Origin of the sequence: Streptomyces sp. 3214.6 (assembly GCF_900129855.1) — a bacterium.
Lineage (GTDB): Bacteria > Actinomycetota > Actinomycetes > Streptomycetales > Streptomycetaceae > Streptomyces > Streptomyces soliscabiei.
On the sequence record NZ_LT670819.1, the window covers coordinates 5,245,056 to 5,258,944 of the forward strand.

Sequence of the window (13,889 nt, forward strand, 5' to 3'; positions counted from 1 at the left end):
GTGTGTCACGCCTCCGGTGAGGGAATTGCTGGGGGCATGACAGATGACGCCATGGTGAGTGGGCTGTCGGACGAAGAGCGGCTGGCCCAGCTCGGTTACACGCAGGTTCTTGCCCGCCGCATGTCGGCGTTCTCCAACTACGCGGTCTCCTTCACGATCATCTCGGTCCTGTCGGGCTGCCTGACGCTGTATCTGTTCGGCATGAACACGGGCGGACCTGCGGTGATCACCTGGGGCTGGGTGGCCGTCGGCCTGATGACGCTGTTCGTGGGTCTGTCGATGGCCGAGATCTGCTCGGCGTATCCGACCTCGGCGGGCCTGTACTTCTGGGCGCACCGGCTGGCGCCCCCGCGGTCGGCGGCGGCCTGGGCCTGGTTCACCGGCTGGTTCAACGTGCTGGGGCAGGTCGCGGTGACCGCCGGCATCGACTTCGGCGCCGCGTCCTTCCTCGGCGCGTACCTGAACCTCCAGTTCGACTTCGAAGTGACCCCGGGCCGGACGGTCCTGCTCTTCGCCGGGATCCTCGTCCTGCACGGCCTGCTCAACACCTTCGGGGTGCGGATCGTCGCGTTGCTGAACAGTGTGAGCGTGTGGTGGCACGTGCTGGGCGTGGGCGTCATCGTCGGGGCGCTGGCGTTCGTCCCCGACACCCACCAGTCGACGTCCTTCGTGTTCGGCGAGTTCGTCAACAACACCGGCTGGGGCAGCGGGGTGTACGTCGTGCTGCTGGGCCTGCTGATGGCCCAGTACACCTTCACCGGCTACGACGCGTCCGCCCACATGACGGAGGAGACCCACGACGCGTCGACGGCGGGCCCGAAGGGGATCGTGCGGTCCATCTGGACGTCGTGGATCGCCGGCTTCGTCCTGCTGCTCGGCTTCACGTACGCCATCCAGTCCTACGACGCCGCCCTCACCTCGCCGACCGGCGCGCCGCCCGCCCAGATCCTGCTCGACGCGCTCGGCGCGACCGCCGGCAAGCTGCTGTTGCTGGTCGTGATCGGCGCCCAGCTGTTCTGCGGGATGGCGTCGGTGACGGCCAACAGCCGCATGATCTACGCGTTCTCGAGGGACGGGGCACTGCCGTACTCCCGTCTGTGGCACACGGTCAGCCCGCGCACCCGCACGCCCGTCGCGGCGGTCTGGCTCGCGGCCGGCGGCGCGCTGCTGCTGGGCCTGCCGTACCTGATCAACGTGACCGCGTACGCGGCCGTCACCTCCATCGCCGTCATCGGCCTCTACATCGCGTACGTCATCCCGACGCTGCTGCGCGTCCGCAAGGGCGAGGCCTTCCAGCGCGGGCCATGGCACCTGGGCCGCTGGTCGAAGGCCGTCGGAGTGGTGTCGGTGGCGTGGGTGGCCGTGATCACCGTCCTGTTCATGCTGCCGCAGGTCTCCCCGGTCACCTGGGAGACCTTCAACTACGCCCCGCTCGCGGTCCTTGTCGTTCTCGGCTTCGCGGGGGTGTGGTGGCAGGTCTCGGCCCGCCACTGGTTCCTCAACCCCGACCACGAACGGACTGCGGCCAGGGAGGCGGCGAGGGCGGGGAAGACCCTGTAACCGGCAGGCCCGATGACTGATCTTCGCCCTTCCGCACGCCTCGACCCGGCCGTGTCACCGATACCCGATCGGAGACACGGCCGGGTCCGGCTATGCTCGGGGAGGCAACATCGCCTGGGCCGTTAGCTCAATTGGCAGAGCAGTGGACTTTTAATCCATTGGTTGTGGGTTCGAGTCCCACACGGCCTACGGGTGGTGGTCGGGGGATATGGCCTCTGACCTGCTATGCAGCGCTCGGGTCGGCTTCGGCCGGCTCGGGCGCTGACTCGTTTTCGGGGTCTTGCGTGAGCGGATGATGCGGCGGAGTGCCGGCGCTGACTTTCGTCGGCGTGCGGGTCGGCGTCCGGCTACCAAAGTCACGGGGCGGTGGACGAAATGGCGACGTGTGGGCGCCGCGGCCGGTGGCACGTTGGCTTCATGAGTGAAGACGAGACACTCCTGGCCCGGGGCGACTACGTGGGCGCCACCGCCGACGAGCTGCGCCGCAGGACCTCCGCGGACAAGATGGCCGGCGTGGTCAGCCAGAAGGCGTTGTTCCTGCGTCGCGGCAAGGTCTCCCTGCACGAGGACCGGCTGGTGCTCGGCGCGTGGGGCGAGGCCGGGGACCTGGTGCTGCGCCGAGCGGACATCACCTCGGTGGAGGTCAGGTTCACCGACCTGTACGGCCGCTTCATCGGAGGTCTGCTGAACGCGGGCAAGCCGTTGATTCTGGGCACCGTACCCGCCGGGGAGGTCTACCTCCTGATCGACCGCAAGGAATTCATGGAGACGACCGACGACCGCGCCTGGGCCGCACGCATCGAGGCGTGGCTGAGCAGGTGAGTCACAGGGCCCTGGCGGAAGCAGCGACCAAAGTCGCCGTGGTTCGGCATTTCGGCCGGTGACCGGTCCGTTTCTACGCTGCGAGGCTGCCTCATGGACAAAGCGAAGATCTCCCGTCGGGCCTTCGCCGGCCTGGCGCTGGCCGCCTGCACGGGTCTCGTGACGCCGATGGTGAAGGCCCCCCGGGGACGGCGGGTCGATGCGCTGCTGGCCAGGATGTCCGTCGCGGACAAGATCGCGCAGCTGAACATCCCGGTCTGTCTGCCGCAGGAACTCCTGGGCGACTCCACGGATCCGACCGGCACGCGCGAGCACCGGGAGGCGTACGTGCGCGGTGAGACGGTGGTCGGGGAGAAGGCGGACCGGATCACACTGGGCCCGGGCGGCGGATTCTTCGGCCTGGTCAACCAGTCCCTCTCCGGCTCCGTCCCGGTCCCCCATCCACTGAGCCCGCGGCAACAGGCGCTGCAGCACAACCACTTGCAGCGCCTCGCCCGCGCCAACCCGCTCGGCATCCCCCTCCTGCAGATCAGCGAGGGCACCCACGGCTCGGTCGGCCCCGGCTCGACCATCTTTCCCGAGGGGCTCGCGCTGGGCGCCACCTTCGATCCCCAGCTGATCGGCCGCGTGTACGGTGCGGTGGCCCGCGAGTCACGGGCGGTCGGTATCCACGCGCTGAGCACCATCATGGCCGAGCTGAACCGCGACCCCCGCTACGGGCGCGGCATCTGGTCGTTCAGCGAGGACCCGTACCTCACCGCGCGCATGATCGAGGCGCTGGTCCCGGCGATGCAGGGCGACGACCTCGCCTCCCCCGAGTCGGTGGTCACCTCCCTGTGCACCTTCCCGATGGAGGCGCCCAACACCGGCGGCCTGGAGACCAGTTCCATCGAGATCGGTGAACGTGCCTTCCGCCAGACCCACTTGGAGCCGTGGCGGGCGGGGTTCGGTCCGGCGGGCGCGCTGATGACCGAGGCGAGCGAGCAGACGATCGATGGGATCGTGGTGCACGGCTCGCGCAGGTATCTCACCGAACTGCTCCGCGACGAGCTGGACTTCCGCGGGGTCGTCATCGGCAATGACGTACGCAGTCTCGTGCGCGAGCACGTGGCGGGCACCGCGCGCGAGGCGGCCGGGCTCGCCCTGCGGGCCGGGGTCGACATCAGCCTGTCGTGGGACGAGATCTACCTCGACCAACTGGCCGCCGCAGTACGGGAGGGCGGCGTCGAGGAAGCGCTGCTCGACCGTGCGGTACGCCGGGTGCTGACCCTGAAGGAGCGGCTCGGCCTCTTCGAGAACCCGTACGTCGATCCGGACCGGGCCGAGCGGGTCGTCAACTGCGCGGGGCACCGCGAACTGGCGCTCCAGTGCGCCCGGCAGTCGCTCGTGCTGCTCAAGAACGACCCCGCAAAGGGAGGCGAGGGACGAGGACTGCTGCCGCTGTCGCGCGACCGGGTGCGCACGCTCGCCCTGATCGGCCCGAACGCCGACGACCGGCTGAACCTCCTGGGTGAGTACAACGCCTACCCCGCCCTGCATCCCACCCCCTCGATCCGCGAGGCGCTTCGAGAACTGGTGGGCGACGACGTACGGATCGTGCACGCACGCGGCTGCGACGTGATCGGAACCGACACCTCCGGCCTCGCGGCCGCACGGGCGGCGGCGCTCCAGGCGGACGTGGCGGTCGTCGTGGTCGGCGAGCAGACCAAGGGCGGCTACTTCTCCCCCGACCGCACCGACGGCGAACTGAAGGACACCGCCTCGCTGGACTTGACCGGCGTACAGGAGCGGCTCCTGAAGGAGGTGCACGCGACCGGCACACCGACCATCGCCGTGGTCGTCACCGGCAGGGCACTGTCGCTGCGCTGGGCGGCCGCGCACCTGACCGCCCTCCTGATCGCCTGGCTGCCCGGCGAGGCCGGGGGCCGGGCGGTCGCCGAGGCGCTGTTCGGCGACGTCGAGCCGACCGGCAGGCTGCCCGTCACCTTCCCCCGTGACGTGGGCCAGCTCCCTCTGTCGTACGACCAGAAGCGCGCCCGAGCCGACGCCGACGACTACATCGACATGCCCTCCACACCGCTCTACCCGTTCGGCGCGGGCCTCGGTTACACCACGTTCCGCTACGACCGGATCCGGCTGACCGCCGACACCATCAAGGCCAACGCCACGACCCGGGTGCGCGTCGACATCACCAACACGGGACAGCGGGCCGGCACGGAGGTGGTGCAGCTGTACGTGACCGACGACCAGGCGTCGGTGTCGCTGCCGTACATCCGGCTGCGCGGAGTGCGGAAGGTCCATGTGGAGCCCGGCGAGCGGGCCACCGTCACCTTCGACATCATGCCGAGCCGGGACCTCAGCCTGGTGGACGACGAACTGCGCACGGTCGTCGAGCCGGGCACGTTCGAGATCAAGGTCGGGCGCTCCTCGACGGACATCCGCCGACGGGCGACTCTCCGAGTCACCTGACGCTGTCCGCTGCTCAGCGGCCCGCCGTGCGTGAGCGATGCGTGAGTGCTCGTCCCCCGGGAGCGGGCAGCCCTCGCCCGTTCGAACAGTCGTATGTTCGTTCTCTCATCGACATGGTAGAAATGGTCGCATGGATGTAGCCGACCGTCTCGACCTGACCCTGCGCCTCGTTCAGGGGCAGGAGCCCGGGCAGCGGATCACTGTGGCCGAACTCGCTCAGCGGCTCGGGGTCTCCGAGATGACCGTGCGCAGGGATCTGGACGCGCTGGAGCGGCAGGGGCTGGTGCGGCGCGTGCACGGTGGGGCCGTTCCCGGGCGGCCGCGTGCGGAGGGCGGCGGCTTCGAGGCGCGGCAGGAGTGGCAGGCGGCGACGAAGGACCGGCTGGGCGCGGCCGTCGCCGGGCTGGTCGAGCCGGGGTCACGGGTGCTGCTGGACGCCGGTACCACGACCGTGCACGTGGCCGAACACCTCGCCGCGCGGGGCCCGTTGACCGTCGCGGTGCTCAGTCTGCAGGCGGCACTGCGGCTGGCCGACCGGCCCGGCATCGAGCTGGTCGTCGTCGGCGGTCGCTCGCGTCCCGGTGAGCGGTCCCTCGTCGGGCCGTTGGCCCTGCGCACCCTGGAGTCCCTGGCCTTCGACGTGTTCGTGATGTCGATCGGCGGGGTGCACGCCGTGCACGGCTGGTCGGAGTTCTCCCTGGAGGACGCTGCCGTCAAGCAGACGGGGCTCGGTCAGGCCGCCCGTACGCTCGCCGTCGCCGACGCGACCAAGCTGGGCGTGCGCGCGTTCAGCCAGGTCGCTCCGCTCGACGCCGTGCACACCTTCGTCACCGACGCCGCCGCGGCCGACCCCGCCACCCACCCCGGCGGCCCCCAGACCCTGGACGCCCTGCGCGAGGCCGGCGTCAAGACCCGCCTCAGCTGAGGAGACGTAGACGTATATGACGCCGCTGATGATCCTGGTCGCCGGACCGTACCGTTCGGGTACCGGTGACGACCCCGCCAAACTCGCGGACAACGTGCGGGCCATGAACGAGGTCGCCCTCACGCTGTTCCGCGCCGGGCACCTGCCCGTCACCGGAGAGGCGCTCGCGCTGCCCCTGCTGGAGGCGGCGGGCGGCGCCGCCCCAGGCGACCCGCTCTTCGATGAGCTCTTCCACCCTGTCGCCGAACGCCTGTTGGACCGCTGCGACGCGGTGCTGCGCATCGGCGGCCCCTCGCAGGGCGCCGACCGCATGGTCGAGCGGGCCCGCGCCCGGGGCATGCAGATCTACGCCGGCCTCGCCGACGTCCCGACCCCCGCAGGGAGCCCCGCATGACCGCCGGCATCGACACCCCCGACCCCCGGGGCCGTACCGGACTCGACCGTCAGGGACGTGACCTCACCGGCAACGACCGGGTCCGCATCCTCGACGTCGAGGTCCTCGCCTGCGACTGGTCCGTCCTGCGCCGCACCACCTTCGACTACCGGCACAGCGACGGCCACGTCAGCCGCGAGCAGCGCGAGACCTACGACCGGGGCGACGGCGCGACGATCCTGCTCTACGACCCCGACCGGCGCACCGTCCTGCTGACCCGTCAGTTCCGGCTGCCCGCGTACGTCAACGGGCATCCCGACGGCATGCTGCTGGAGACCGCCGCCGGGCTCCTGGACGGCGACGACCCGCAGGAGGCGATCCGTCGTGAGGCCGCGGAGGAGACGGGACGCACGGTCCACGACGTAGAGCACGTGTTCGACGCGTTCATGAGCCCCGGCTCCGTCACGGAGCGGCTCAGCTTCTTCGCCGCCCCCTACGACGCCTCCGCCCCCGGCGTCGACACGGCGGGCGTGGCGGCCGAGGGCGAGGACATCACCGTCGTCGAAGTCCCCTTCGCCGAGGCCCTCGACCTCGTCCGCACGGGCGCGATCGCGGACGCGAAGACCATCATGCTGCTCCAATGGGCAGCCCTGGACGGCCCGTTCGGGCCCGAGAGGGGGCGCTGACGCCCGGTCCGGGATCGGCCCCGGAATCAGCCATCAGCCGACGTTCAGCCCCGTGAGGTCCCCCAGCGGCAGCGTGTGCTGGGTCTGCAGGACCTTCGCGCGCAGGTAGCGGACGTTGTGCGGGGTCGTGAAGACGCCCGTCGGGACCCGGTCCTGGACGTCGATGCCCAGTTCCCGCAACTGGTCGGCCTTGTCGGGGTTGTTGGACAGGAGATCCAGGCTCGTGATGCCCAGGGCGCGCAGCATCTGGGCGGCGGCCGTGTAGTCGCGGCCGTCCTCGGGCAGGCCGAGCGCGGCGTTCGCCTCGTAGGTGTCCAGGCCCTGGTCCTGGAGGGCGTATGCGTCGAGCTTGTTGTAGAGGCCGATGCCGCGGCCCTCCTGGCGCAGGTAGAGCAGGACGCCGCCCGTCGCGGCTATGCGCTCCACCGCCTCGCGCAGCTGCGGCCCGCAGTCGCACCGCGCGGAGCCGAAGACGTCGCCGGTCAGGCACTCGGAGTGCAGCCGGACCAGCGGGGTGGTGCCGGGCGCGGGCTCGCCGAGGACGACGGCGACGTGCTCCTGGCCGTCGGCGAGGCCGTGGAAGGTGACCAGTTCGGTGTCGACGGAGTAGCCGTCGTGGAAGCGAAGCGGTACCCGGACGCGGGCGCGCTGGGTGGCGGCGGGGGTGTCGGGCATGCGGGTCTCCCGGGTCCGGTGGTGAACAGTGGCATACGGTCGGTTTCTGCTTCAGATTTGAAGCAGTTCCGACGAATCGAGACCCTACCCCATGCTTGAAATTTGAAGCAACCGAATTGTGATGCGCCTCATGAGGTCCCGGATACCTCGGCGCCCTCCGAGGCCCCGGCACCCTCCGAGGCTCCCGTGGCCTCCGAACCGGCGCCCTGCGAGGCCCCGGAGCTTCCGGAGCACGGCGACGATCGTCGGCGCCACGGAAGGTCCTCGGGCGCGACCTCGTTGCTGTCGTCCCCCTGGAACCCGCGTACGACCTGGGTGAAGATCTCCTCCAGCTGTCCCACCTGTTCAGGGGTGAGGCGGGCGAAGAGGGAGGCGCGGACGGTGTCGACATGCCCGGGCGCCGTCTTCTCCAGGACCGCCATGCCCTCGTCCGTGAGGACCGCGACACTCCCGCGCTTGTCCCAGCTGCAGTCCTCGCGCCGCAGCAGCCCGTCCTTCTCCAGGCGGGTCACCGCATACGTCAGCCTGCTGCGGGTGATCTTCAGCTGCTCCGCGAGCTCGGTCATCCGCAGGCTCCGCTCCGGTGTCTCGGAGAGGTTGGCGAGGATGGAGTAGTACAGGTGAGGCATGCCGGCCTCCTGCTGGAGCTGCCGGTCGATCGCGTCCTCGACGAGGAGGTAACCGGCGACGTATGCGCGCCAGGCGCGTTGCTCCTCGGGGGTGAGCCAGCGAGTCGTCATGCGACCAGTGTAGGTTTGTTTCAATCTTGAACCAAGAGGCCCACGTCAACCCACGTCACCCACCTCTCGCCCACCTCCACCCACGCCACCGGGGAGCGCGTCGATGCCGTACCCGTACGTCCTGCTGTCCGCCGCCGTCTCCCTCGACGGCTACCTGGACGACACCACCCCCGAGCGCCTGCTCCTGTCCAGCCCCGCCGACTTCGACCGCGTCGACGAGGTGCGGGCCTCCGTCGACGCCATCCTCATCGGCGCCGGCACCATCCGCGCGGACAACCCCCGGCTCCTCGTGAACTCCCCGGAGCGGCGCGCCTCCCGCGTCGCCGACGGCCGGCCGCCGTACCCCCTCAAGGTCACGGTCAGCGGCTCCGGCGAGCTCGATCCCGCGGCGAACTTCTGGCACACGGGCGGCGAGAAGGTCGTCTGTACGACGGACAAGGGCGCCGAGCGCGCCCGCGCACTCGGGATCGCCGCGGACGTCGTCCCGCTCGGCCCCGAACTGGACTGGCGCCACCTACTCGAACATCTGCACGATGTGCGGGGTGTGCGGCGGCTCATGGTCGAGGGTGGCGGCACCGTTCACACACAGCTGCTCCAGCAGGGCCTCGCCGACGAACTCCAGCTCGTCGTCGCCCCGCTCTTCGTGGGTGACCCGGACGCGCCCCGCCTCTTCGGGCCGGGCGGCTACCAGGGCGGACGGCTGCGCCTGGTCGAGACGCGGCGCATCGAGGACGTCGTACTGAACCGCTACCAGCCCACCGCCCCCGGCGTCGGACTCCTCCCCGCCGCGGCCGACCGCCACTGGCTGGCCCTCGCCTGCGAGCTCGCGGCGCAGTGTCCGCCGTCGCGGACCGCCTTCAGCGTCGGCGCGGTGATCGTGGCCGCCGACGGTACGGAACTGGCCCGCGGCCACTCCCGCGAGGCCGGCGATCCGGTCGTGCACGCCGAGGAGGCGGCCCTCGCGAAGCTCGACCCCGCCGACCCCCGGCTGCCCACGGCCACCGTGTACAGCAGCCTTGAACCCTGTGCCCGTCGCTCCTCCCGCCCCTCCCCCTGCGCCCGCCTCATCCTCGACGCGGGCGTGCGCCGGGTGGTCACCGCCTGGCGCGAGCCCGACACCTTCGTGACGGAGGCGGACGGAACCGGGCTCCTGGCGTCCGCGGGCGTCGACGTCCTCGTCCTCCCGGAGTTCGAGGCGCGTGCGAAGGCCTCGAACCGGCACCTGGAATGAGGCGGCGGGGGCGGGGGATCGGGGCGGGGCATCGGGGGCGGCGGTAAACGTGGTGTTTCACGTCCCGGAAGTAGCGTAGACTGGAGTCACAACGACGCGGGGTGGAGCAGCTCGGTAGCTCGCTGGGCTCATAACCCAGAGGTCGCAGGTTCAAATCCTGTCCCCGCTACTGAAGGCCGAGGGCCGGAATCCGAAAGGGTTCCGGCCCTCGGTGCATATCCGGGGCAATTCAGCGCACGTCGGGGACGCCTCAGCGCGTGTCCCTGACATGTGGCCGGTTGGTTACTGTGCGTACGCCGTGTTTTCGGACGCCTCTTCCGTCAACTCGCCCGTTTTTCACCGGTCATGGGGCGAAAGTCCCAGGCCGAAAATGTTGTTGATCAAGCAGAAGTGCTTGGAAACCGGCCCCCAGGTCTATTAACGTTCGATAACGCAGCGCGGTCGTCCCAGCCGTCACAAGAGTCGGCTCCGTGCGCATGTGCCGAATCCCGTAAGGGAACCGGGGAACCACCACCTTGGGGTGAATCGCACGGAAGCCACCGTGAACTCGCGGAGTCCACGGCAGGTATACGCGCGTAGGAGACCTTCCCGCTCCGAACCCGTCAGCTAACCCGGTAGGCGACGGAAGGAAAGGAGTACGCCCGCGTGGCGTCCAACCGGCCTGCCCCAGAAGCCCCGTTCGTGCCCGCCCAGCGGTCCACCGAGACCTTCGGCTACGGCGACTACCGCACCGACGAGGGCCCCTGGGAGGAGTGGAGCCCCACCGCGGAGTCCATTCGCCCGGTACGCGGCAAGCACCGCGTCGCCAAGCAGCGCGGCGGCGGGTTCGCCCGCAGCTCCACCGTCCTCGGCGTCGGCGTCATAGCCGCCATCAGCGCGGGCGGCATGGCCAGCGCCAACACCGGCAAGGCCCCCGTCTCCATCTCCCTGTCGGACCTGCAGAACGTCGGCTCGCTCATCTCCGACGACGAGCCCGCCCAGGACGCCGCGCCGGCCCTGGCGACCTTCGGCTCCGAGACGACCGCCGAGGACAGCAGCCAGAGCGCCTCCGACGCCGGTGAGGCCCTGCGCAGCCGGATCATGGCGCAGGCCGAGTCGCAGCAGACCCAGATCGAGACCAAGGCCCAGGCCGCCGCCGAGGCCGCCGCGGCCAAGGCCGCGAGCGACGCCGTCGCCAAGGCCGAGAAGGACGCGAAGGCCAAGGCCGACGCCGCAAAGGCGAAGGCCGCAGCGGAGGCCGCCGAGAAGGCCGAGGCCGCGCGCCTGGCCGAGCTCGCCAAGCAGTACACGCTGCCGACCTCCTCGTACACGATCACCTCGACCTTCGGTCAGGCCGGCTCCATGTGGTCCTCCGGCTACCACACGGGCCTGGACTTCGCCGCTCCCACCGGCACGCTCATCAAGGCCGTCCACAGCGGCACCGTCACGGAGGCTGGCTGGGCCGGTTCCTACGGCTACCGCACCATCCTGACGCTGGACGACGGCACCGAACTCTGGTTCTGCCACCAGTCCTCGATCAGCGTCAGTGTCGGCCAGAAGGTCGGCACCGGCGACGTGATCGGCCGCGTGGGCGCGACGGGCAACGTGACCGGGCCCCACCTCCACCTCGAGGTCCACCCGAACGGCAACTCCAACGGCGTCGACCCGATGGCCTGGCTGCGCAGCAAGGGCCTCAACCCCTGAGCCGCCCCTCCGGGGAACACCTGTCAGACCCGTAAGGCCCGTCAGACCCGTAGTACCCGGAACACCCCTGAGGGCCCCCTCGGGGGTGTTCACGTGCTCCGTCCACGTGCTCCGTCCACGTGCTCCGTCCACGTGCTCCGTCCACGTGCTCCGTCCACGTGCTCCGTCCACGTGGGCTGATCACGTGGGCTGTTCACACGTTCTTCGTGTTGCCCAGGGAATGGGTGTGCCGCCCGCGCCCGTTGATGTGAAGCATGACTTCTCTTCGCAAGCTCGGCTCCTCCGACCTCGAGGTCTTCCCGCTCTCCCTCGGCGGCAACGTCTTCGGCTGGACCGCCGACGAGACGGCCTCCTTCGCCGTCCTCGACGCCTACGCGGCCGCCGGCGGCAACTTCCTCGACACCGCCGACGCCTACTCGGCGTGGGTCCAGGGCAACTCGGGTGGTGAGTCCGAGACCATCATCGGCAACTGGGTGAAGCAGCGCGGCAACCGCGACGACGTGATCATCGCCACCAAGGTCAGCCAGCACCCCGAGTTCCCCGGCCTGACCGCGGCCAATATCAAGGCCGCCGCCGACGCCTCCCTGCGCCGCCTCGGCACCGACCACATCGACCTCTACTACACGCACTTCGACAAGACCGAGGTGCCCGTCGAGGAGATCGTCGGCGCGCTCGACGAACTGGTGAAGGCCGGCAAGGTCCGCCACATCGCCGCCTCCAACATCTCCCCCGAACGCCTCCAGGAGTCCCTGGAGTTCTCCGACCGCGAGGGCCTGGCCCGGTACGTCGCCCTCCAGCCCCACTACAACCTGGTCTCCCGCGGCACCTACGAGGGCGGCCTCCAGAACCTCGCCGACCGCTTCGGCCTCGCCGCCGTCCCGTACTACGCGCTGGCCTCCGGCTTCCTCACCGGCAAGTACCGGCCCGGTACGACGGTGCAGAGCGCCCGCGCCGCCGGTGCCGCCAAGCATCTCGACACGGAGCGGGGCCGGAAGGTGCTCACCGCCCTGGACGAGATCGCCCAGGCCCACGACACACAGGTCGCCACGGTCGCGCTGGCGTGGCTCGCGGCGCAGCCCACGGTGGCCGCGCCGATCGCCTCCGCGCGGACGGTCGAGCAACTGCCGGCGCTGCTGGAGGTGGCGGAGCTGGAACTGACGGACGCGGAGGTCACCAGGCTGACCCAGGCCTCGGCCTGAGCTTCTCCTACTCCTCCTGAGCCCTTTCCTCCTCCTGAGCCCTCTCCTGCTCCGGCCTCCCTGTACTGGTTACGACTGGTAGGGGTTGGCAGCCGGGTACGGCTGTGCGGGATACCCGTAGCCGTGCCCGTACACCTGCCCCGCCGGATACCCGTACCCGGCGGGGTGACCCGGCCCGTATCCCTGGCCCGGCCCCTGGCCGTACCCGTACGCCCCATACACCGGCCAGGGCGGCGCGGTCACCCTGACCGGCGGGGCCGTCATCCGGGCGGCGTGGTCCAGCGCGGGCCGGGCGATGTCCTTACGCCGCCACAGTTCGTTCAGCAACTCCCGCTCCCGTACGACGAAGTCGGCGTTCGCCCGCCCCCGCCGACCGCGGTGCCGCAGGAACGCCAGGGACGTCGCGTACGCCTCGTACCGCGCCACCTCCCGCGCCGCCGTTTTGCCGAGGTGGCGGCCCGCGTACACACGGGCCACCCGCCGGGCCCGCATCGAGCCGAGCGCGAACGGCTCGGCCGGGGTGAGCCAGCCGGCGGCCGCATAGGCGGGCAGCTCCTCGCGTACGGTGCGCAGCTCGCGTTGGCGCGTCCACACCACCAGCCAGGTCAGCAGCCCGAACGCGGGCACCATGAACGCCGCGTACACCGCGAAGAAGCCGAACTCGCCGAACGTCGAGGAGCCGTTCCACAGGGCGTGCATGCCCATCGCGAGAAGCAGCCCGGACAGCGGGAGCAGCACCCGCCGCAGGCGCTGACGGTCCCCGGAGAGCGCTGCGACGCCGAAGCCGATGCCGGTCAGGACGGTGAACAGGGGGTGCGCGAACGGCGACATGACGACGCGTACGAAGAAGGTCGCGGCGGTGACGGAGGCGATGCCGCTGTCGCCGCTGAGCTGGTCGGTGCCGAAGGCGGTGCCGAGGTACAGGATGTTCTCGGTGAACGCGAAACCGGTGGCGGTGACGCCGGCGACGACCACGCCGTCGACGATCCCGGTGAAATCCCGCCTGCGGAAGAGGAAGACGAGGAGGACGGCGGCGGCCTTGGCGGACTCCTCGACGATCGGCGCTATGACCGTCGCCCCCAGGGTGTCCGCGCTGGACGGGTCGGCGGTCGAGGTGGCTATCCACCGGGTGGCGAAGCTGTTGGCGACGATGGCGATCAGCGCCGCCGCGCACGCACCCCAGGCGAAGGCGAACACCAGGTTCCGCCAGGGCCCGGGTTCGACCCGGTCCAGCCACCGGAAGGCGGCTATGAGCAGCGGCACGGGCAGCACCGCGAGCCCGAGCCCGACCAGGAACCCCTCGGTTCCGGTCTGCTCCCGCACCAGCGCGAGGATGACCAGCCCGGACAGCGTGAGCAGCATGATGAGCGCCCCGTACCGCAGCCATCTGCGCTGCCACCAGTGCGCGTGCCTGAGCACACCGTCCTCGGGAGCGCCGCCGGGGGGATGCGGCGGGTAGGGCGGAAACGGGGGACTGATGGCCACGGCATCGACCCTAACGAGGGAGGGGACTGTGGTGGAGGGGC

At 70.5% G+C, this 13,889-nt stretch carries 12 protein-coding genes, 2 tRNA genes and 1 riboswitch; of the genes, 11 read left to right on the forward strand and 3 right to left on the reverse strand.

What is annotated here, in order from left to right:
- The first annotated feature begins 36 nt into the window (after positions 1-36).
- From B5557_RS23660 to B5557_RS23690, 7 genes are all read left to right on the forward strand, one after another.
- On the forward strand, positions 37-1,560 hold the full coding sequence (locus B5557_RS23660; RefSeq protein WP_079661341.1) for an amino acid permease: 1,524 nt from the start codon (positions 37-39) through the stop codon (positions 1,558-1,560).
- Between the two features lie 116 nt (positions 1,561-1,676).
- Positions 1,677-1,749, forward strand: a tRNA-Lys gene (locus tag B5557_RS23665).
- Positions 1,750-1,977: 228 nt separating this feature from the next.
- Positions 1,978-2,382 (forward strand): hypothetical protein, encoded by a 405-nt coding sequence (locus tag B5557_RS23670; protein ID WP_079661342.1) that lies wholly within the window; start codon positions 1,978-1,980, stop codon positions 2,380-2,382.
- 93 nt (positions 2,383-2,475) lie between these two features.
- Positions 2,476-4,851: a glycoside hydrolase family 3 C-terminal domain-containing protein gene (locus tag B5557_RS23675; RefSeq protein WP_079661343.1), complete on the forward strand. Its 2,376-nt coding sequence runs from the start codon at positions 2,476-2,478 to the stop codon at positions 4,849-4,851.
- A gap of 130 nt (positions 4,852-4,981) precedes the next feature.
- The gene (locus B5557_RS23680; RefSeq protein ID WP_079661344.1) at positions 4,982-5,776 is read left to right on the forward strand and encodes a DeoR/GlpR family DNA-binding transcription regulator; all 795 of its coding nucleotides are present in this window, start codon (positions 4,982-4,984) and stop codon (positions 5,774-5,776) included.
- 16 nt (positions 5,777-5,792) lie between these two features.
- Positions 5,793-6,170: a DUF4406 domain-containing protein gene (locus B5557_RS23685; protein WP_079661345.1), complete on the forward strand. Its 378-nt coding sequence runs from the start codon at positions 5,793-5,795 to the stop codon at positions 6,168-6,170.
- Complete coding sequence (locus B5557_RS23690) at positions 6,167-6,835, forward strand: NUDIX domain-containing protein (protein ID WP_079661346.1); 669 nt, start codon at positions 6,167-6,169, stop codon at positions 6,833-6,835. Before B5557_RS23685 ends, B5557_RS23690 begins: the two co-directional genes overlap by 4 nt.
- A gap of 33 nt (positions 6,836-6,868) precedes the next feature.
- On the opposite strand, the gene B5557_RS23695 is transcribed toward B5557_RS23690, so the two are convergent.
- Positions 6,869-7,510 (reverse strand): GTP cyclohydrolase II, encoded by a 642-nt coding sequence (locus B5557_RS23695; protein WP_079661347.1) that lies wholly within the window; start codon positions 7,508-7,510, stop codon positions 6,869-6,871.
- Positions 7,511-7,638: 128 nt separating this feature from the next.
- The gene (locus B5557_RS23700) at positions 7,639-8,250 is read right to left on the reverse strand and encodes a MarR family winged helix-turn-helix transcriptional regulator (protein ID WP_079661348.1); all 612 of its coding nucleotides are present in this window, start codon (positions 8,248-8,250) and stop codon (positions 7,639-7,641) included.
- Between the two features lie 103 nt (positions 8,251-8,353).
- Between B5557_RS23700 and B5557_RS23705 the strand changes: the two genes are divergently transcribed.
- From B5557_RS23705 to B5557_RS23720, 4 genes are all read left to right on the forward strand, one after another.
- Positions 8,354-9,481 carry a dihydrofolate reductase family protein gene (locus B5557_RS23705; RefSeq protein ID WP_079661349.1) on the forward strand — a complete coding sequence of 376 codons (1,128 nt, stop codon included), beginning with the start codon at positions 8,354-8,356 and terminating at the stop codon, positions 9,479-9,481.
- A gap of 95 nt (positions 9,482-9,576) precedes the next feature.
- Positions 9,577-9,650 (forward strand) — tRNA-Met (locus B5557_RS23710).
- Between the two features lie 300 nt (positions 9,651-9,950).
- A riboswitch (cyclic di-AMP (ydaO/yuaA leader) is annotated at positions 9,951-10,117 on the forward strand.
- A gap of 9 nt (positions 10,118-10,126) precedes the next feature.
- Complete coding sequence (locus tag B5557_RS23715; RefSeq protein WP_079661350.1) at positions 10,127-11,164, forward strand: M23 family metallopeptidase; 1,038 nt, start codon at positions 10,127-10,129, stop codon at positions 11,162-11,164.
- A gap of 254 nt (positions 11,165-11,418) precedes the next feature.
- Positions 11,419-12,363 (forward strand): aldo/keto reductase, encoded by a 945-nt coding sequence (locus B5557_RS23720; RefSeq protein WP_079661351.1) that lies wholly within the window; start codon positions 11,419-11,421, stop codon positions 12,361-12,363.
- A 69-nt stretch (positions 12,364-12,432) separates the two neighbouring features.
- On the opposite strand, the gene B5557_RS23725 is transcribed toward B5557_RS23720, so the two are convergent.
- On the reverse strand, positions 12,433-13,848 hold the full coding sequence (locus tag B5557_RS23725; protein WP_079661352.1) for a PrsW family intramembrane metalloprotease: 1,416 nt from the start codon (positions 13,846-13,848) through the stop codon (positions 12,433-12,435).
- Positions 13,849-13,889: the final 41 nt, after the last annotated feature.

Coding starts and splice junctions, on each gene's coding strand:
- B5557_RS23700 (WP_079661348.1), bottom strand. CDS start 8,250: ATGACGACTCGCTGGCTCACCCCCGAGGAGCAACGCGCCTGGCGCGCA.
- B5557_RS23705 (WP_079661349.1), top strand. CDS start 8,354: ATGCCGTACCCGTACGTCCTGCTGTCCGCCGCCGTCTCCCTCGACGGC.
- B5557_RS23690 (WP_079661346.1), top strand. CDS start 6,167: ATGACCGCCGGCATCGACACCCCCGACCCCCGGGGCCGTACCGGACTC.
- B5557_RS23695 (WP_079661347.1), bottom strand. CDS start 7,510: ATGCCCGACACCCCCGCCGCCACCCAGCGCGCCCGCGTCCGGGTACCG.
- B5557_RS23660 (WP_079661341.1), top strand. CDS start 37: ATGACAGATGACGCCATGGTGAGTGGGCTGTCGGACGAAGAGCGGCTG.
- B5557_RS23675 (WP_079661343.1), top strand. CDS start 2,476: ATGGACAAAGCGAAGATCTCCCGTCGGGCCTTCGCCGGCCTGGCGCTG.
- B5557_RS23685 (WP_079661345.1), top strand. CDS start 5,793: ATGACGCCGCTGATGATCCTGGTCGCCGGACCGTACCGTTCGGGTACC.
- B5557_RS23720 (WP_079661351.1), top strand. CDS start 11,419: ATGACTTCTCTTCGCAAGCTCGGCTCCTCCGACCTCGAGGTCTTCCCG.
- B5557_RS23680 (WP_079661344.1), top strand. CDS start 4,982: ATGGATGTAGCCGACCGTCTCGACCTGACCCTGCGCCTCGTTCAGGGG.
- B5557_RS23670 (WP_079661342.1), top strand. CDS start 1,978: ATGAGTGAAGACGAGACACTCCTGGCCCGGGGCGACTACGTGGGCGCC.